This is a genomic window from Providencia sp. wls1922, from assembly GCF_009706505.1.
Lineage (GTDB): Bacteria > Pseudomonadota > Gammaproteobacteria > Enterobacterales > Enterobacteriaceae > Providencia > Providencia lanzhouensis.
The window spans coordinates 19458-38819 of sequence record NZ_WLUG01000108.1 but is presented as its reverse complement, the minus strand read 5'-3'; the positions used below and the strand labels follow the sequence as shown (position 1 = coordinate 38819).

The following is a 19362-nucleotide window of genomic DNA, read 5'->3' as shown; positions in this document are numbered from 1 at the left end:
AAAGTGGCGGAAGATCACAGGAGTCGAACCTGCCCGGGACTGCTGGCAGCCCCAACTGGATTTGAAATCCAGCCGCCTCACCGGAGACGACGATCTTCCTCTATTTGGTAGGTGTTCGATTATAAACTGAATTATTTATTTTCCAAGGTATTGTGAGAACAACCATTCAAATTATTGATGCACGCCAATAATGCCACCCATTCTCAAAAACTGATAACAAAAAGCACAAATGTGATATTGAGGTTTGTACAATTGCCCCCATATACTTATTCATGTCTACATACGGCGCGCTGATTTCACAAATAGTCACCCCGCCAACACTTTCATTGTCAGCACAGTAAGCCTTGGCTCCCGAGCGCAAGCCTGCATTCAAGGATGTTTTTTTATGACAAACTCATTATTAGCCGATTCCGCATTACCCCGTTTTGAACATATTGAACCTGCACATATTTTCCCGGCAGTTGAACATGTTTTAGGCGAATATCGCCAAACCGTTGAAAATATTCTGGCAGCCAACAGCCACTATACTTGGGACAACCTGTGCCAACCATTAGAAGAAGCGAGCGATAAACTCTCCCGCGTTTGGTCCCCAGTAAGCCATCTGCATTCTGTTAAAAATAGCCCTGAGCTACGTGAAGCTTATGAGCAATGCCTCCCATTACTGTCCGAATTCAGTACATGGATGGGACAACATGAGCCACTGTATCAAGCTTATAAATCCCTCAAAGAAGACGCTGGATTTAATCAATTAAGCCAAGCTCAACGTAAATCTATCGAAAATACCCTGCGTGATTTTGAACTGTCCGGTATTGGTTTACCTGCTGAAAAACAGCAACGTTATGGTGAAATCGTCGCACGTTTATCGGAGATCGCCTCTAAGTTTGGTAATAACGTCCTAGATTCCACAATGGGTTGGTCAAAACTCATTAAAGATGAAAGCGAGCTGGCAGGCATGCCAGAAAGCGCCATCGCCGCAGCAAAAGCCATGGCGGAATCTAAAGGTGAAGAAGGTTATTTACTGACTTTAGATATGCCAAGCTACCTGCCTGTCATGACCTACGCCGATAATGCAGAGCTACGCCGCGAAATGAGCTATGCCTATAGCACTCGCGCCTCCGACCAAGGTCCAAACGCAGGTAAATGGGATAACAGCGAACTTATCGATGAGTTAATGGCGTTACGCCATGAGCTGGCTCAACTGCTTGGTTTTAAAAACTTTGCCGAAAAATCCCTCGCCACCAAAATGGCAGAATCCCCTGAGCAAGTTTTAGGTTTCCTGAATGATTTAGCAAACCGCGCTCATCAGCAAGGTAAAGAAGAACTCGCGGAACTGACCGCATTCGCGAAAGAAAATTATGGTGTTGAAACCCTCGAATCTTGGGATTTAGCCTATTACAGCGAAAAACAAAAACAGCATAAATTCTCACTTAATGATGAGCAATTGCGCCCTTATTTTCCAGAGCAGCGCGTGTTAAATGGGCTGTTTGAAGTCGTTCACCGTATTTATGGTTTAACGGCTAAAGAGCGCCAGGATGTTGAAACTTGGCACAATGATGTCCGTTTCTTCGAACTGTATGATGATACCAATACCCTACGCGGTAGCTTCTATCTCGATTTATATGCTCGCGAGCACAAACGCGGCGGTGCATGGATGGATGATTGCGTGGGTCGTATGGTGCATAAAGATGGTTCACTGCAAAATCCTGTGGCTTATTTAACTTGTAACTTTAATAAGCCGCTAGGGGATAAGCCTGCTTTATTTACCCACGATGAAGTCATCACCCTGTTCCACGAATTTGGTCATGGTCTACACCATATGCTGACCCAGATTGATGTTGCCGATGTGGCGGGTATCAATGGGGTTCCATGGGATGCCGTTGAATTACCAAGCCAATTTATGGAGAACTGGTGCTGGGAACCTGAAGCCCTTGAGTTTATCTCTGGTCACTATGAAACTGGCGAACCTTTGCCAGCCGATATGCTACAAAGCATGTTAGCCGCGAAAAACTACCAGTCGGCGATGTTTGTACTGCGCCAGCTTGAATTTGGTCTGTTTGATTTCACCTTACACGCGGAATATGACCCAGCAAAAGGCGCGCAAGTGATGCCAACGCTGTATGCCATCAAAGAAAAAGTTGCCGTGGTACCATCACCAAAATGGGGGCGTTTCCCGCACGCATTTAGCCACATTTTTGCCGGCGGCTACGCAGCGGGTTATTACAGCTATTTATGGGCGGATGTGTTGGCTGCTGATGCGTTCTCTCGCTTCTCTGAAGAAGGCATTTTTAATCGCCAAACTGGTCAATCCTTCCTCGATAATATTTTAAGTCGCGGGGGTTCTGAAGCGCCTATGGTACTGTTCGAGCGTTTCCGTGGTCGTAAACCAGAATTAGATGCGATGTTGAAGAGCTACGGTATTCATGGCTGAAAATATTGCTATCCAATTAATCTGTGAAGAGGGTGCCGATATTGGCACTCTCAATCAACTTGCTGAAAAATGGCAACTCACACATACACCTGACGCCTTGATGGCATTGGTGTTAACCCCCGAAAACCTGCAATTACGCAAAATGGATGAACCAAAATTAGGCGGCATCTTTGTGGATTTTGTCTCAGGCGCGATGGCGCATCGCCGTAAATTTGGTGGTGGACGCGGTGAGGCGGTTGCTAAAGCGGTGGGGATCAAAAAAGAGTATCTGCCCGATGTAATTGATGCGACAGCCGGTTTAGGGCGCGATGCTTTTGTACTGGCGGCTTTGGACTGTAAAGTACGGATGTTAGAGCGTCATCCAGTGGTAGCTGCACTGCTTGATGATGGTTTACAACGTGGTTATCAAGACCCTGAAATCGGGGAATGGCTACAATCACGAATGTCACTGATCCACGCATCGAGCATTACCGCATTAGCCGAAATTACTGAAGCGCCGGACGTAATTTACCTCGACCCGATGTACCCACATCGGCAAAAAAGTGCATTAGTGAAGAAAGAGATGCGGGTGTTTCAGTCATTGATCGGGGCTGATGATGATGCAGATTCTTTACTGGCACCAGCCATTGCGCTGGCAAAACGCCGTGTTGTGGTTAAGCGACCTGATTACGCCGAACCGCTTGCGGGGCAAAAAGCACCTTCAGCAGTCACAACCAAAAGCCATCGATTCGATATCTATCCCTGTATTAAACACAGCGATTAAAACGTAACGGCGAAGGGCGTTTGTACGGTTTATCACAGCGACAAACTTGTACGACCGCCCTTTCGCTTACGTTTTGAGTTAAACCTTACACAACGCCTTGTGCAAACATAGCGTCAGCGACTTTAACAAAGCCAGCAATGTTCGCGCCTTGGACGTAGTTGGTTTGTTTGGCTTCGCCACCGAATTCAACACAGTGGTGGTGAATGTCCAACATAATGTGGTGTAAACGCGTATCCACTTTTTCTGCTTTCCAGCTTAAGCGTGCTGCGTTCTGCGCCATTTCCAGACCTGAAGTTGCAACACCGCCAGCGTTAGCTGCTTTACCAGGAGCAAATAGAACACCTGCTTCAAGGAATAGCTCAGTTGCAGGAATAGTGGTTGGCATGTTTGCGCCTTCCGCGACAGCTTTAACGCCATTTTGGATCAGCACTTTAGCCGCATCTACATCCAGTTCGTTCTGTGTTGCACATGGCAGTGCGATATCCACTGGAACGCCCCAAGGTTGTTTACCCGCTAAGTAAGTTAAACCAAACTCTTTCGCGTATTCTTCAACACGACCGTAGTTGTTTTTAATAGCTTCTAAGCGTGCAAGTTTTTCAGGGGTGAAACCGGCTTCATCCACGACAGTACCGCTAGAGTCGGATGCAGTAACGACTTTTGCACCTAATTCCATACATTTTTCAATGGTGTATTGAGCAACGTTACCCGAACCTGAAACAGCCACTCGCATGCCTTCAAAACCTAAACCGTGGCGTTTGAGCATCGCGTCAGTGAAGTAAACAAGACCGTAACCGGTTGCTTCTGGACGAATTAAGCTACCACCAAATGACAGACCTTTACCGGTGAAAACGCAAGAGGTGTCATTAGACAGTTTTTTCATCATCCCAGTCATAAAGCCAACTTCACGACCGCCCACACCGATATCACCAGCAGGAACGTCAGTATCAGCCCCTAAGTGGCGATAAAGTTCTGTCATTAATGCTTGGCAGAAACGCATCACTTCACCATGGCTTTTTCCTTTAGGATCAAAGTCAGAACCGCCTTTTGCTCCGCCCATTGGTAGGGTTGTGAGTGCATTTTTAAGGGTTTGTTCGAAGCCTAAGAATTTCAGGATGGATAAGTTAACGGATGGGTGGAAACGCATGCCGCCTTTGAATGGACCAATCGCAGAGCTGAATTGAACACGCCATGCGCGGTTAACTTGCACCTTTCCTTGATCGTCCATCCAACATACGCGGAACTGGATCACTCTTTCTGGCTCAACGAAGCGTTCGAGAAGTGCTTGATCGCGATATTTTGAATTTTGTTCAATGAAAGGCCAAAGAGAAGTGAATACTTCACGCACTGCTTGTAGGAATTCAGGCTGTGAAGGATCTCTTTTTTGGACAGACTCCAAGAATGAAGATAGTGTTTGAGCCATCTTTGTCTTCCTTTTTCAATGTGGATATTGTTGTGAGGTGCCTCACTATTTCTTATCTTTTTTTTTAGGAAATGTGAGGTCGATTTGTGTTTGCCTATTGAATATATCATTAGTTTATATTCTCAATTCAAGGTTTTTTTTTACTCATTTGAAAAAAAAATTGCTTGACCTGCCAATCACTCCCTTCAGACGATTATTTTGCCGCAAAAAAAACGCCTGCATAAGCAGGCGTTTTCAGTGAATAATATTTCAATTTATCGATGAAGAATTATTCTTCTTCGTCATTCAGTGGAACAATCAGCATATCCACATGAACAGTATTGATTAGCTGGCGAGCCGAAGACATCAGCTTGCTCCAGAAATCTTGGTGATGTCCGCAGACAACTAAGTCCATGTCGTATTTTTTGATAGCATCCACTAACACCTGACCTAAGTCACCGCTACCGCTAAGGGTTTCTTGGATGTCATAACCCGCACCCGCGGAAAGGTCTCTTAGTGAATTACGAGTTTCGTCAGTGATGCGTTGTTGCATATCACCTAAATTCACATCGATAAGGCCGGTGTACAGATCCGAGTAATTAACATCAACATGGATCATAGAGACTTTGGCTCCGTACGGTTTCGCCATAGAAACTGCTTTATCCAGTAAAACTTTACTTTCAGGTGATAAATCAACCGCGACAAGAATATGTTTATAAGCCATAAGTAAACTCCTTCCAAATGCTGATTTAACTGGTGGTTAACGACGTTCACCAATATCTTATGAATATACTATACCTGCTAATCGCGATAACTAAGTGTCGTTTTGATCACATCTAGCAGATTAATTTTTAAGGATTAAAAGACAGAACATTTGATAAAACAATAACATCATTCATTCAATATTAATATATATCAGTTCAAAATTCGAATTACCGCAATGCCAGTAAGTGTAATCAACAATCTGTAAATTAACAGTTTATGACTCCCACTTTTTTGAAGTCAAAATTTGAACCATCTGCACTTTTTTTAAGCAATGAATTGTGTTTAAGTAACGACATGCCCTACAATGAAAATAAATGATGTTAGTGCAATATTTTGGCGGTATTTCCTTTAGTGACAACGGGGCAATTTAGGTTCGTTCTAAGGAGGGGATTATGTTCAGTGTAATTGCATTATTTTGGGCACTCTGCATTTTGTGCATCTTAAATATGATGCGCTATTTTTCTTCTATTCGCGTTTTATTATCTATTCTGAGGGATTCGGATCCTCTACTTTATCAATCCGTTGATGGTAATGGCTTTTTCACGACTCACGGTCAGCTTAACAAGCAATTGCGCCTTGTCCGTTATATCAATACCAAACAGTACCTTGAGCACTACGATCCTGATGTAATATTCCGTTGTGAACGTATTCGCAAGCAGTTTATGTTGATCAGCCGATTAAGCATTTTAGTCGTTGTGAGTTTGGTCTATATGGTGATAGCCAATTAACCTCGCGTTTGTTATTCCCTTTATTCAAGGCAAAAAAATAGTGATGACCGGAAACCGATCATCACTATTTTAGAATGCTTATGCTTAGAGTGTGCAGGAAGCCCTAACTGGGCTCCCTACCGCTGATTAGATAATCTTCAGCGCAATCCAGTACAGTACACCGGACAGAATGATGGAAACAGGAAGCGTCAGTAACCATGCAAGCGCAATGCTCTTAATCGTTTTACTCTGAACACCACCACCATCAACTACCATCGTACCCGCTACCGCAGAAGAGAGAACTTGGGTTGTTGAAACAGGCATACCTGTATAACTTGCCACACCGATAGATACCGCCGCAGTGACCTGAGCCGATACGCCTTGTGCGTAAGTCATACCTTTCTTACCGATTTTCTCACCGATAGTCACCGCAACACGCTGCCAACCGAACATGGTACCCAGTGCCAGTGCTAACGCAACGGCAACGATAATCCATAACGGTGCATACTCAACAGTATACAGCAGGTCATTACTCAGCTTTTTCAGTAAGCTCGCATCTTTTGCGCTAGTTTCTGGTAACTTCGCCACAGCATTCGCAGTATCGGAGATACACATTAACAGGCGACGAGTTTGGTTGCGCTGGTCAGGTGTTAACTCATCATAGCTCTGAATGCCGCTGAGCATCTTCTGAGCTTGATTTAAGATAATTGGCGTACGCGAACTGTCACAATGGAACTCGCCTTCTTCTGGCTTGTTCTCCGCCATCATAGGCGTATTTTCAATTGCGTGGTTTAAGGCTGGTTTATGTGTTTCATAGTATTGTTGCAGATGAACCACCGCATCATGTGTTCTCGCGATATCATAACCGTTTGAATTCATGTTAACGACGAAGCCTGCTGGTGCAACACCAATTAACACCAGCATAATCAGACCGATACCTTTTTGCCCATCATTCGCGCCGTGAGAGAAGCTCACGCCGACAGCAGACAGGATCAATGCAGTACGCGTCCAAAATGGTGGTTTGCGTTTACCATCTTTCTTCTCACGCTCAGCTGGCGTTAAGTGAATACGGCGACGTTTTTTCGTTCCGCTCCAATAACGGCGTAACATGAAAATCATCAGCCCTGCAATCACAAAACCGATAGCCGGAGAAAGAATTAAGGACATGAAAATACTGATCATTTTAGGAATATTCAGCGCATCAACCACCGATGTATCAGTCACTATCGCATTGGTTAAACCAACACCGATAATGGCACCGATCAGCGTGTGAGAACTTGATGCTGGAATACCTAAATACCAGGTTCCAAGGTTCCAGATGATAGCAGCCAGTAGCAATGAAAAGACCATTGCAAGGCCGTGAGCAGAGCTCACGTTAAGGAGAAGGTCTGTTGGTAAAAGATGAACAATGGCATATGCCACGCTCAGCCCTCCCAGCAAGACACCGAAAAAGTTAAATACCCCGGCCATGACAACCGCGAACTGAGCGCGCATTGCTCGGGTGTAAATCACCGTTGCGACCGCGTTAGCAGTATCATGGAATCCGTTAATCGCCTCATAGAACAGCACAAATAACAGTGCTAGAACTAACAATAGACCTGTGTAAAATTCTAAACCTGTAAAAAGATGTAGCATAGACGTTAAGCCATTATTGGTTGGACATGAACGCGGCGCATTATCAGTGACAAACGCTAGCGGTGGAAGCGAAATCTGACCTTTTTTTGATTTAAATACCAATCAAAAAATCATCAAATACAAACTATCCCTTTAATATCATCCAGTTACCACAATTAAAGTTATTCTGAATTTTTGAAACTTTTTTTATGATAATTTGTGAAAATCTGGGGGAAATAGTCTTTTTTCGCGATTTTTCCTAATTATAATACGTCTACCATACTTTTCATTAATTCTTCGATGATCCGCTGCATTACAACCTACGTTAAATCGCGTAAAATAGCGGCATAAATATTCGTAATTACGATAAAAATCAAATATATATAGAGAACCCTGATTGTGAGAAATATTGACGTTATTATTTTAGGTGCAGGCGCGGCCGGATTATTTTGCGCTTCACTCGCTGGTAAGCGCGGTTTAAATACCCTTGTACTGGATAACGGTAAAAAATTAGGGCGTAAAATTTTGATGTCCGGCGGTGGACGCTGTAATTTCACCAATATGTACGCCGATCACAATAACTATCTCTCGACTAACCCTCATTTTTGTAAGTCAGCACTTGCTCGCTATACACAATGGGATTTTATTGAGCTTGTTGGCAAATATCAGATTCCTTATCACGAAAAGACCCTAGGACAGCTATTTTGCGATAATAGTGCGCAAGATATCGTCGATATGCTGAAAAGTGAGTGTGATCAGCCCAATGTCACTATCAAGCTACGCAGTGAAGTCACCCAAGTCGACAAAACGGATGACGGCTATGTTGTCACGGTGAACGGAGATCAAGTAAGTACTCGCTTACTGGTGGTTGCAACTGGCGGACTTTCAATGCCAGGCTTAGGAGCAACTCCGTTTGGTTATCGACTTGCCGAGCAATTTGGGCACAGCATCATCCCTACCCGTGCTGCACTCGTTCCTTTTACCTTACACAAACCTCTACTTGAAGCACTTCAAGCCCTTTCTGGGGTTTCCGTGGCGGCAACCGTCACATCCGCCAGCGGTGTGCTATTTAAAGAAAATATCCTGTTCACTCACAGGGGACTATCAGGTCCGGCAATTTTACAAATTTCGAATTACTGGCAACCCGGCGAGTATGTGAGTATTAACTTACTTCCAGAGATTTCATTGGGGGAATTTCTGACCAATGAGAAACAACAGCGCCCTAATCAATCGCTCAAAAATACCTTAGCGACACTGTTACCTAAACGCTTAATTGAGGTCTTACAACAACTTGGACAGATTCCAGATTGCCCACTCAAACAACTCACCCACGCACAGATTGATGCTCTTGATGACTTGTTGCATAACTGGCAAGTACAACCTAACGGCACAGAAGGTTATCGTACTGCGGAAGTGACTCTTGGTGGCGTTGATACCCATGAAATTTCATCCAAAACCATGGAATCGCTCAAGTCTCCCGGACTTTATTTTATTGGCGAAGTGATGGATGTGACGGGTTGGTTAGGGGGATACAATTTCCAATGGGCGTGGAGTTCCGCTTCTGCTTGTGCGGAAAACTTGCTCCATCAAGCTTAATCGCGCACGCTTTTATGAAATTATTTAATCCATTGAAAAATAATGGATATTATTTAATTTCAACCAAATCAGGCAGTTGAGCATTGAGTTTAAATAAATCTAAAATTGGTTAAAAATAACTCTTTACAAACGATAGTGATAACTATTATCATTATCACATCTTCCGCAGGCGACTTAACTTAGTCAGTCTCTTGTAGGAGGTACGACATTGCTCACATTGCTTCCAGTGTTTACTTTAGCCAGCATATGCTGGCTATTTTTTTATCTGTACCTTGCCATTTCATACCGAAAATCATCTTGGTGATATCCTAGAATCTTATTCAAATTTTTTGGATCCTATGGTTAATGTCGCCTACTTTTCTCTTTCTACAATTTGGCTAAACTGTCATCAACAAGTTAAGCAAGAGCCCAATGAAAATTGGATATCCGCTTTTAAGGAGATGACTCAATGATCTATTTACGCCAAGCAAATGAACGTGGACACGCAAACCACGGTTGGCTGGACAGCTGGCACACTTTCTCGTTCGCTAACTATTACGATGAAAAATTTATGGGTTTCTCAGCGTTAAGAGTCATCAATGAAGACTACATCGCTGCGGGACAAGGGTTTGGTACTCACCCTCATAAAGACATGGAAATATTGACCTACGTGCTGGATGGTGCCGTTGAGCACAAAGACAGCATGGGCAATATGGAACAGATCCCTGCGGGTGAATTCCAAATCATGAGCGCGGGAACGGGTGTTCGTCACTCTGAATACAACCCAAGTAATGAAAAAGAGCTGCGTTTATACCAAATCTGGATCATTCCAGATAAAAATGGCATCGAGCCACGTTACGAGCAAAAACGCTTTGATTCGACAAGTGGTAAGCAATTGGTGTTATCACCAGATGCACGCGATGGCTCGCTAAAAGTTAACCAAGACATGACCTTATGGCGCTGGGCATTACCAGCTAATGAGCAAAGCACTTACGACATCGCAGAAAAACGTGTTGTTTGGATCCAAGTCGTTAAAGGCAACATTGAAGTTAATGGGCAGAAAGCAACGACTAGCGATGGTTTAGCCATTTGGCAAGAAAATCAGCTAACGATTAAAGCTGATGAAGAGAGTGAAATTTTAGTTTTTGACTTGCCTGCTGCGGAATAATTTTTCAGGTAAGTAAACGCTAACACCAATGGGAAAGGCTCTACACGATGATGTTATCTTCAATCGTTGTAGAGCCTTCTTTTATCTGTACTACCCGAAATTACAGTTTAGGACCGGCTTTAACCAGTGCTGCACCTGCAGGGGTATCAGTGTACTTATCGAAATTCTTCACGAAGCGATCCGCTAAGTCTTTAGATTTTTCATCCCACTGAGATTTATCAGCGTAAGTATTACGTGGGTCAAGGATATTGGTATCCACACCCGGTAATGCTGTTGGGACTTCTAAATCAAACACTGGCAGCTTGATGGTATCCGCTTTTTCGATATCGCCACTTAAGATTGCATCGATGATTGCACGCGTATCTTTAATAGAGATACGTTTGCCTGTACCGTTCCAACCAGTATTGACTAAGTATGCTTTCGCGCCTGCGGCTTCCATACGCTTCACTAATACTTCCGCGTATTGAGTTGGGTGCAGAGATAAGAATGCTGCGCCGAAACATGCAGAGAATGTTGGAGTTGGTTCAGTCACACCACGCTCTGTACCGGCTAACTTCGCCGTGAAACCAGACAGGAAGTGGTACTGAGTTTGTTCTGGCGTTAAGCGAGAAACTGGTGGTAACACACCGAATGCATCTGCCGTCAGGAAGATAACTTTTGTCGCATGACCCGCTTTAGAAACTGGTTTTACGATGTTTTCGATGTGATAGATAGGGTAAGAAACACGCGTGTTCTCAGTTTTAGAACCGTCATTGAAATCAACGGAACCGTCAGCCAATACCATGACGTTTTCTAATAACGCATCACGTTTGATAGCGCCATAGATGTCTGGCTCAGCTTCTTTAGACAGGTTGATAGTCTTCGCGTAGCAACCGCCTTCGAAGTTGAATACACCGTCATCATCCCAACCATGCTCATCATCACCAATTAACTTACGTTTTGGATCTGTAGACAATGTGGTTTTACCTGTACCAGACAGGCCGAAGAAAATTGCAACGTCGCCTTTTTCACCAACGTTTGCAGAGCAGTGCATTGATGCGATGCCTTTTAATGGCAGCAAGTAGTTCATCATAGAGAACATACCTTTCTTCATTTCGCCGCCGTACCAAGAACCGCCGATTAACTGCATACGCTCAGTTAAGTTGAAAGCAACAAAGTTTTCTGAGTTCAGACCTTGCTCTTTCCAATTCGGGTTAGTGCATTTTGCACCGTTCATCACGATAAAGTCTGGTTCAAAACCAACTAACTCTTCATCAGATGGACGAATAAACATGTTTTTCACGAAGTGAGCTTGCCATGCAACCTCAGTGATAAAACGGACTTTCAGACGAGTATCTGCGTTCGCACCACAGAATGCATCCACAACAAACAAACGTTTGCCTGATAGCTGCTCAGTCACTAAGTGTTTCAGGCTGCTCCAAACCTCTTGGCTCATTGGTTTGTTATCGTTTTTACCTTTACCTTGGTCAGCCCACCAAACGGTATCACGGGTTACATCATCGCGAACGATATATTTATCTTTTGGGGAACGTCCTGTAAAAATACCGGTATCAACAGCAACAGCACCTAACGTAGTGACGGTACCGCGTTCATAACCTTCAAGACCTGGCTTGGTTTCTTCCTGAAATAACAGCTCATAACTTGGGTTATAAACAACTTCAGCGACGTCATGAATGCCGTACTTTTCGAGATCCTTCAGGGTAATGCTTTTAGCGCTCATTATATTGCTCCTGGTAAACATAGCTATTCTGCCGACGATCATAAATCTTTACGACTAATTAACAGCGATAGTTATCAAAGAATTGAAAATGTATAATTTTTTTTAATTCATAATGAGACTTAGAGCACGTTATAATCCTTTAAAATTATAAAAAAAGGGTGCAAAATTGCACCCTCGTCACATAATTAGGTTGCTAAATCGTATCAGTGAAGTTGCTGATTTCGCTCATTATTTAACCCGATGATATCGGATTCAATAAATACATAGTGTGAGCCACAATATTCACACTCCATATCAATTTTCCCATCTTTGTGCAAAATATCCATAACATCTTCATGGGTTAATGTCGCTAAAGACGCTTCACAACGTTCACGTGAACAAGTGCAACGGAACTCAACAGATTGTGGGTCATACAGCGTGACATCTTCTTCATGATATAGACGATGAAGTACCTCTTTCACGTCTAATTCGCTGAGCTCTTTGCCTTTGATAGTCGCAGTCAGTTGCACTAAGTGATCAAAAAACTCGTGGCTAGTCTCTCCTGCAGCTGGTAAAACTTGCAGCAACATCCCGCCAGCAATCGCTTTGCCATCTTGTTCACTAACACGGATAAACAGGCGGGTTGGTAACTGTTCAGATTGGCGGAAATAGGCATCAATACTCTCTTCAATGCTATTGCCTTCAATCGCCACAATCCCTTGATAACGCTCACCTTGTTTTGGTGTAATTGTGATGACAATGAACCCGTTACCAATCATTTGCTGCAACGTACTTCCCGCGACAACAGGACCCTCAACACGGGCAACACCGCGCATTTGTTGTAGGTTATTACCGTTAATCACGGCTAACTTCACAGGGCCATCACCTTGGATTTGAACGGTAATGTCACCATCAAATTTTAAAGTTGCAGTCAGTAAGCTGGTCGCAACCAGCAGTTCTCCCAGCAGCATTTTGACGGCTTCTGGGTAATCATGATTTTCTAGAATATGATGAAAAGTCTCATCGACAGTAATCATTTCTCCACGTACTGCATGCTGTTCGAACAGGAAACGGTGGAGTTGGTCTTGTTTAGCCATAATTTCTCTCTATTACTCAGGCAGTCTATTAAGACGATTCATGGGAATTCGTGTGTTTAAATTTTAGCAGAGTCCGACGCTCTTTTTTATCGGGACGTCTGTCAGGATGTGGCATCGTGAGTGCATTCATCTTACGTGCCATCGCCATCTTTTCACGTTGTTCAAGGCTTTCTACGGTTTCACGGTAGAGTAACTGAGCTTCTGGTGCGCCTTTACGTTGATTGCTGATCTCGAGCACTTCGATAATCCGCTCATCATTTCCTTGACGCACTTTTATCATCGCACCCAATTCAACAATTTTGCCCGGCTTACTTCTTTGCCCATTGTAATGGACTTTTCCGCCATCAATCATCTCACGAGCAATGGAACGTGTTTTATAAAAACGTGCAACCCATAGCCATTTATCAAGGCGAACTTGTTCAGCGGATGATGGCTTTGTTGAAGATTGATTTGTCGATAACGGCTTCATGGTGCCTCCTCACACTTAGTTTGAATGCCAAACCAAAATGAGGCTCCATGGTCAGGGAAGGATAATACTATCTAGACTCGGAAGGATTATCTGCCTCATAGCATTTATCGTAATATTCAGTGATTTTACGCAAACGCCGTTTGTTATTCAAAACTCGAATAATAATTAATGTTCCATTTATCAAGGTACAAATGATTAAGAAGAAAACCAACATTGAACGGCAGACATATTCTGATAACACATCTTCATCCAAGCGTTCATGAACCACCACTTGCAATGTGCCATTGGCATCTGTCGAAATGTTCGTGATAACCCCTTCAACATCAAATGGGGTATTAATCAGAATGCTAGATAAGCGCTTTAACTCATACCATCGCTGAACTTGGTTCATTTCGCTCAGTGAACTTACTGGCATTATATCTACCAGCGGGCGGTTTTCATCGCTGATCAACAATACCCCACCTGGTGGTGGGCTATTGAGTTTACGAACTTCCTTCTCAAGTTCTTTCTTGATGAAATCATATGTGGTGTCTTCAACGAGGTTTTCCAAGGCATCAGCACTTCCTGCACGTAATAAAACATGCGCACCACTTAATTTTCCTGAAGACGCTTTATTTACCAATCCCGGCCAATCATCCACACTTCCACCCAAGTTAGACAATGCGCTTTTGAGTTTAATGCAATGATCTTGTTGATCACACAACGCGTTGGTTTTTAATACGATTTCTGAAAAATCGAAAATAATATTCATTCCCGATTTCATGATTTCACGCTGCAATCTTGGGTTAATTCCCGGGGCATCTTTATCTGGATGTAATTGATTTTTTACGCTATTCAATAAATCTATGGCTCGATTCACAATCTCAGATTGCGGCTCAGTAATCAGGTTAATATTATTCCAATACACACCCGAACAATCAAAAGGCACAAACAACGCTTGATTGGCATCATTCAAATTAGGAGGACGATAACACATCCCCATTCCCTTCGCTGATAATGTATCTCCAACTCTAATTTTACGCGCTGTTAAATCTGAAGGGTCAACAACACTGACTTTTTTCGCACCTTCAATCCACGCAAAACCTAATTTTACTGGCAAACTAATCGATTGATAAGAAAACACCATCGCCAAAACGAGCAATGCACTGAAAAACATCAGCACATTCTTTTTAAATCGTTTATAGGGGTAATAGCGTTCCTCTTCATGAACTGAGAGATATCGACCATACCGTAGCACTTCTCCCGTCGAATAGAGGTCAATATTCGTAGGATGGTTTAGCTCATATTTTAGGTAAGGGAGCCAATAGGTGGGGTAGTGCAAATCTACACCCCCTATCGAAATGGTGGATGAGTATTTTTTATCTAACTCTCCGTACAATTCCCAGCGTTTGGCTTGCCCATAAATACATTGCACATCTTGATAGGGTCTAGGAAAAAGACGTAAACGGAATAATAAAAACATTCCGAGGATAAAAACCACCGCAGCTAATGTCAGCCCCCATCCTTGAAAAATGGGAATAGAAACAATCGTCAGATAGCCGATAAAAAAACTGAGGCTCACCACAATCGCCCCTAACCACCCGGAAGAATTATGGAGTCGATGCTCCTCTTTACTTTCCTTACGCATCTTCAGCAATTGAATGGTGTTCGGTTCACCTTCATGGATATCAGCCTCAGGTTGAGTCCTAGGCTCCTCTGAAAGGACTTCCCATTCATAGCTAAATTCCTTCAATGAGTGACCATTGAGAGCCACAATTAAAGGCAGATGATCCGTTTCTACAATTTCCATGGCATTTTGTCGTTGTAAGAACGGTTCTAGTTGAGAAGGTAACTGAACTTCAATCGTATCAATAAAATAACGCCAACCCTGCCCTTGCTCTTGACGCAAATTAAATCGCGTAATGGCATTACAGATGGTAGCAACAGTCGCATTTTTTCGTATTTGCCATGCAGCTTGGGAAGGCGAATGAAGGTTTTTAGATGCACTGTGATTAAGATACTGGGTGATAGTCTGGAAATCAGACTCAATCATTTTTTTAAACGCGGGTGTTGCTAGAGAGGGTATTTGATAGACACTAGAACGCCGTCCCCGCCGGAAGAACAGAACGGAAACCATTATAATTAGGCTAGCTATTATCAGAGCCAGTATAATGACGTTGTTTAGCATTTTTTTCTCAACAGAATTGTCTACTTAAAAAGCATAGCAACGTAATGCTATTCACTATATAAGCCAATTCCTATTCTCTTTCAGTTTTTGTTTTATTTTACAATATGTTGTAAATAAAATGTTTTACTTATTAATCAGTGCGATTTTCATAAGTAGATTATACTAACAGCATTTTCTCCACCCTATAATCTCTATCATTTTTTTTTGATATGCGTCATAGTTAAAGACAATGTATGCTTGCCCTCATGGATCCCATTCACCTGATTCGGAAATCGTTATGACAGAGTTAAAAAAACCAAAAATCCTGAATATTCAAGATGTTGCTAAATCTAAACTATTCAGTATCCAATCTGTTGACCTCGAATTTAGTAATGGCGAAAAACGTGTTTATGAAAGAATGCGCCCCGCAAAGCGTGAAGCAGTTCTTATCGTCCCCATCATTGATGATCACCTGATTTTGATCCGTGAATACGCCGTGGGTATCGAAAACTATGAGCTAGGCTTCCCTAAAGGAGCCGTAGACCCAGGAGAAGCCCCTCTTGAGGCAGCTCAGCGAGAACTCAAAGAAGAAATCGGTTATGGGGCTCGCCAAATTACCCCTTTGGCAAAACTCACCATGTCCCCATCTTACTTTTCCAGCAAGATGAACATACTTATAGCTAACGACCTATTTAGCGAAAAACTTGAGGGGGATGAGCCAGAACCGCTCCAACAAGTCAAATGGCCGATTGCACGTATGATGGAGCTCCTCGACCACCCTGACTTCAATGAAGCCCGCAATATTAGCGCGTTGTTTTATGTGGAACGTTACTTAAAAAATAACGCGAAATAACGCCACTCGATATTCAATCTATCCAATACCCTAAATAAGTACACCCCATGCCAAACGGCGATGGGGTGCAGTTTATTTACACTCAAAACAGCTCATTAGAATAGCTCTTGGCTGGCTCCATTTTCCGTTGAAATGGTCGTTCCAACCTCTTGTACCGCGCGCTCTTTCGGCTCAGTTCCTTCGATAAAGTATTCACTACGAGAAGGTCCACCGGATGAGAGTTTACCTGTACGGGTATCGATAGAGACTGAAATAATTCCTTTTGGTGGTTGCATAGTTTTCACCGGAACGCCGTCAAGGGCGGCTTTCATAAAGTCATCCCAAATCGGCTGAGCACTCTTCGCACCTGCTTCACCACCGCTTATTCCGGTACGACCTAATGTGCGCTTGTTATCATCAAAGCCAATCCATGCTGAGGCAACAATATCAGGACCATAACCGGAGAACCACGCATCTTTCGAGCTATTCGTGGTTCCTGTTTTCCCGCCAATGTCACGACGACCGCCCAGATCACGCCCCGCACGCCAACCGGTACCTGACCAACCTGGCTCACCATAAATATTTGTCACCATCGCATCGCGAATTAAGAACGCCAGCGGTGTGCTAATAACATGCGGGGCATATTGGTCTTCAGGGCTCTGCTGTTCTGCGGTCGTAGACAGTGCCATCGTTGGCTCTTGCTCCACCACATTATTATTCGATTGAGTCACTTCCTCTGTTGCGTCTTCGCCTTCAGAATCACTCAGCGCAATCGTACGCGCCGTATCCCCATAAATGACCGGAATATTTGTACACTCAGGACACGCAATTTTTGGTTTCGCTTCGAAAATTACTTCATCGCTGTGATTCTCAATCTTCAAGATATAGTAAGGATCAACAAGGTATCCCCCGTTCACCATCACGGCGTAACCACGCACCATTTGCATTGGGGTAAATGATGGAGCACCCAGCGCCAACGCTTCTGTACGGTTAATATTCTCTTTCGGGAAACCAAAACGCGTTAAATAATCTGCGGCATAATCCACACCCATGGCGCGCATCGCACGCACCATCACCACGTTTTTCGACTGACCTAAACCTTGACGTAAACGGATAGGACCATCATAGCGCGGTGGTGAGTTCTTCGGACGCCAGTCTGAACCAGCTCCCGCATCCCAACGGCTAATCGGCACATCATTGAGTAATGACGATAACGTTAAGCCTTTATCCATCGCAGCCGTATACAAGAATGGCTTAATGTTTGAGCCCACTTGGCGCAATGATTGCGTCACGCGGTTAAATTCACTCATATTAAAATCAAAACCACCCACAAGGGCTATCACCGCCCCATCATTCGGATTCAATGCAACAAATGCTGCGTTCACATCAGGGACTTGTGCTAACCACCAGCTATCTTTAACCTGACGAACCCAAATTTGCTCACCAGGCTGCACAACTTTATTCACGGCAGATGGCGTACCACCTTGCTGAGTATCTGAAATAAATTTACGCGCCCAGCGCACACCCGCCATCGTAATTTGGATGTCCGATCCATCCGCCAGCATGACTTTTGCATCGCTGCTGCTCGCAGACGTGACAACGGCTGGAACCAATGAACCATAGTTTGGTAATTTTTTCAGTTTCTCAACGATTTGTTCTTTATCCCATGCGGCTTGGCTACCGCTCCATAACACTTCTGCAGGACCGCGATAACCATGGCGAATATCGTAATCTATCAAATTATTACGTACGGCTTCAGTCGCCGCTAACTGGTCTTTACGCACAACCGTGGTGTACACCTTATAACCATCGGTATAGGCATCTTCACCGTATTTTTCATACATCGTTTGGCGTGCCATTTCTGCTAAATAAGGCGCAGAAAAATCCACTTTTGGTGCGTGATAAGAAGCGACAATTTTTTCACTTTTCGCTTGCTCGTACTGATCTTGCGTGATGTATTTTTCTTCTAACATCCGCATTAATACGACGTTACGGCGGTTAACCGCACGGTCATAAGAGTAAAGCGGGTTGAATGTTGACGGCGCTTTCGGTAAGCCGGCAATCATCGCCATTTCACTTAGTGTTAACTCATTGACTGTTTTACCAAAATAAACATAAGCGGCTGCACCCACACCATAAGCACGGTTACCTAAATAAATTTTATTCAGGTACAGCTCCATAATTTCATCTTTGGTAAATAACTGTTCGATACGAATCGCCAAAAATGCCTCTTTTGCTTTACGCATCAAGGTTTTTTCTGGGCTTAAATAGAAGTTTCTCGCCAGCTGCTGAGTAATGGTACTCGCCCCTTGCGATGCATGACCCGATGAAGCCATCACAGTCACAGCACGGAAAATACCAATTGGATCAATACCATGGTGCTCATAGAAGCGGCTATCTTCTGTTGCAATAAAGGCATGCACTAACATTGGAGGAATGTCAGTTAATGGCAATGGAATACGGCGCTTTTCACCATATTGGGCGATCAGTTCATTATCTGCACTGAATACCTGCATTGGCGTTTGCAGACGAATGTCTTTCATTGTTGCGACATCAGGCAGCTCACCTTCGACATATTTGTACATGCCATAAATCGAGGCGCTTCCCAAAAAAATGCAACAGAAAATCAGAATTAAAAAATATTTTACGAACTTCACCGAAGAATTCCCATATGCAACTGACAGGCGGGTTTAGATATCA

14 protein-coding genes and 1 tRNA gene are annotated in these 19362 nt (G+C 43.6%); 6 read left to right on the top strand and 9 right to left on the bottom strand.

What is annotated here, in order from left to right; genetic code table 11:
- Positions 1–4 precede the first annotated feature (4 nt).
- Positions 5–99, bottom strand: a tRNA-Sec gene (locus GKR71_RS15360).
- 286 nt (positions 100–385) lie between these two features.
- Here GKR71_RS15360 and prlC point away from each other — a divergent pair.
- A complete protein-coding gene (gene prlC, locus GKR71_RS15355; protein ID WP_036950074.1) occupies positions 386–2428 on the top strand; it encodes an oligopeptidase A in 2043 nt (680 codons plus the stop codon).
- Positions 2421–3191 (top strand): 16S rRNA (guanine(1516)-N(2))-methyltransferase RsmJ, encoded by a 771-nt coding sequence (gene rsmJ / locus GKR71_RS15350; protein ID WP_154634522.1) that lies wholly within the window; start codon positions 2421–2423, stop codon positions 3189–3191. Before prlC ends, rsmJ begins: the two co-directional genes overlap by 8 nt.
- A gap of 85 nt (positions 3192–3276) precedes the next feature.
- Here rsmJ and gdhA read toward each other — a convergent pair whose 3' ends face one another.
- Positions 3277–4611, bottom strand: a complete 1335-nt coding sequence (gene gdhA / locus GKR71_RS15345; protein ID WP_036950079.1) for an NADP-specific glutamate dehydrogenase — start codon at positions 4609–4611, stop codon at positions 3277–3279.
- Positions 4612–4879: 268 nt separating this feature from the next.
- The gene (uspA, locus tag GKR71_RS15340; RefSeq protein WP_036950081.1) at positions 4880–5314 is read right to left on the bottom strand and encodes a universal stress protein UspA; all 435 of its coding nucleotides are present in this window, start codon (positions 5312–5314) and stop codon (positions 4880–4882) included.
- A gap of 433 nt (positions 5315–5747) precedes the next feature.
- Between uspA and uspB the strand changes: the two genes are divergently transcribed.
- Positions 5748–6083: a universal stress protein UspB gene (uspB, locus tag GKR71_RS15335; protein WP_036950083.1), complete on the top strand. Its 336-nt coding sequence runs from the start codon at positions 5748–5750 to the stop codon at positions 6081–6083.
- 126 nt (positions 6084–6209) lie between these two features.
- On the opposite strand, the gene pitA is transcribed toward uspB, so the two are convergent.
- Entirely contained in the window at positions 6210–7697 is a 1488-nt protein-coding gene (gene pitA / locus GKR71_RS15330; protein WP_036950148.1) for an inorganic phosphate transporter PitA, read from the bottom strand.
- Positions 7698–8075: 378 nt separating this feature from the next.
- Here pitA and GKR71_RS15325 point away from each other — a divergent pair, with 378 nt between their 5' ends.
- Together GKR71_RS15325 and GKR71_RS15320 are read left to right on the top strand one after the other, a co-directional pair.
- Entirely contained in the window at positions 8076–9272 is a 1197-nt protein-coding gene (locus GKR71_RS15325) for an NAD(P)/FAD-dependent oxidoreductase (RefSeq protein WP_036950085.1), read from the top strand.
- Between the two features lie 448 nt (positions 9273–9720).
- Positions 9721–10419, top strand: a complete 699-nt coding sequence (locus GKR71_RS15320) for a pirin family protein (RefSeq protein WP_036950087.1) — start codon at positions 9721–9723, stop codon at positions 10417–10419.
- A 100-nt stretch (positions 10420–10519) separates the two neighbouring features.
- Here GKR71_RS15320 and pckA read toward each other — a convergent pair whose 3' ends face one another.
- From pckA to GKR71_RS15300, 4 genes are all read right to left on the bottom strand, one after another.
- Entirely contained in the window at positions 10520–12139 is a 1620-nt protein-coding gene (gene pckA, locus GKR71_RS15315; RefSeq protein WP_036950089.1) for a phosphoenolpyruvate carboxykinase (ATP), read from the bottom strand.
- 203 nt (positions 12140–12342) lie between these two features.
- Positions 12343–13215, bottom strand: coding sequence for an Hsp33 family molecular chaperone HslO (gene hslO, locus GKR71_RS15310; protein ID WP_036950091.1), 873 nt, complete (start codon positions 13213–13215; stop codon positions 12343–12345).
- 28 nt (positions 13216–13243) lie between these two features.
- Positions 13244–13684, bottom strand: a complete 441-nt coding sequence (gene hslR, locus GKR71_RS15305) for a ribosome-associated heat shock protein Hsp15 (RefSeq protein WP_036950093.1) — start codon at positions 13682–13684, stop codon at positions 13244–13246.
- Between the two features lie 67 nt (positions 13685–13751).
- Positions 13752–15851, bottom strand: coding sequence for an IgaA/UmoB family intracellular growth attenuator (locus tag GKR71_RS15300; RefSeq protein ID WP_154634521.1), 2100 nt, complete (start codon positions 15849–15851; stop codon positions 13752–13754).
- A gap of 277 nt (positions 15852–16128) precedes the next feature.
- On the opposite strand from GKR71_RS15300, the gene nudE reads away from it, so the two are divergent.
- Positions 16129–16683, top strand: a complete 555-nt coding sequence (gene nudE, locus GKR71_RS15295; protein WP_108479672.1) for an ADP compounds hydrolase NudE — start codon at positions 16129–16131, stop codon at positions 16681–16683.
- Positions 16684–16778: 95 nt separating this feature from the next.
- Here nudE and mrcA read toward each other — a convergent pair whose 3' ends face one another.
- Positions 16779–19319 (bottom strand): peptidoglycan glycosyltransferase/peptidoglycan DD-transpeptidase MrcA, encoded by a 2541-nt coding sequence (gene mrcA, locus GKR71_RS15290; RefSeq protein WP_036950099.1) that lies wholly within the window; start codon positions 19317–19319, stop codon positions 16779–16781.
- Positions 19320–19362 lie beyond the last annotated feature (43 nt).

Bases quoted from the DNA above. Each gene is read 5' to 3' on its own strand.
- prlC (WP_036950074.1), top strand. From the start codon at position 386: ATGACAAACTCATTATTAGCCGATTCCGCATTACCCCGTTTTGAACAT.
- rsmJ (WP_154634522.1), top strand. From the start codon at position 2,421: ATGGCTGAAAATATTGCTATCCAATTAATCTGTGAAGAGGGTGCCGAT.
- gdhA (WP_036950079.1), bottom strand. From the start codon at position 4,611: ATGGCTCAAACACTATCTTCATTCTTGGAGTCTGTCCAAAAAAGAGAT.
- uspA (WP_036950081.1), bottom strand. From the start codon at position 5,314: ATGGCTTATAAACATATTCTTGTCGCGGTTGATTTATCACCTGAAAGT.
- uspB (WP_036950083.1), top strand. From the start codon at position 5,748: ATGTTCAGTGTAATTGCATTATTTTGGGCACTCTGCATTTTGTGCATC.
- pitA (WP_036950148.1), bottom strand. From the start codon at position 7,697: ATGCTACATCTTTTTACAGGTTTAGAATTTTACACAGGTCTATTGTTA.
- GKR71_RS15320 (WP_036950087.1), top strand. From the start codon at position 9,721: ATGATCTATTTACGCCAAGCAAATGAACGTGGACACGCAAACCACGGT.
- pckA (WP_036950089.1), bottom strand. From the start codon at position 12,139: ATGAGCGCTAAAAGCATTACCCTGAAGGATCTCGAAAAGTACGGCATT.
- hslO (WP_036950091.1), bottom strand. From the start codon at position 13,215: ATGGCTAAACAAGACCAACTCCACCGTTTCCTGTTCGAACAGCATGCA.
- hslR (WP_036950093.1), bottom strand. From the start codon at position 13,684: ATGAAGCCGTTATCGACAAATCAATCTTCAACAAAGCCATCATCCGCT.
- GKR71_RS15300 (WP_154634521.1), bottom strand. From the start codon at position 15,851: ATGCTAAACAACGTCATTATACTGGCTCTGATAATAGCTAGCCTAATT.
- nudE (WP_108479672.1), top strand. From the start codon at position 16,129: ATGACAGAGTTAAAAAAACCAAAAATCCTGAATATTCAAGATGTTGCT.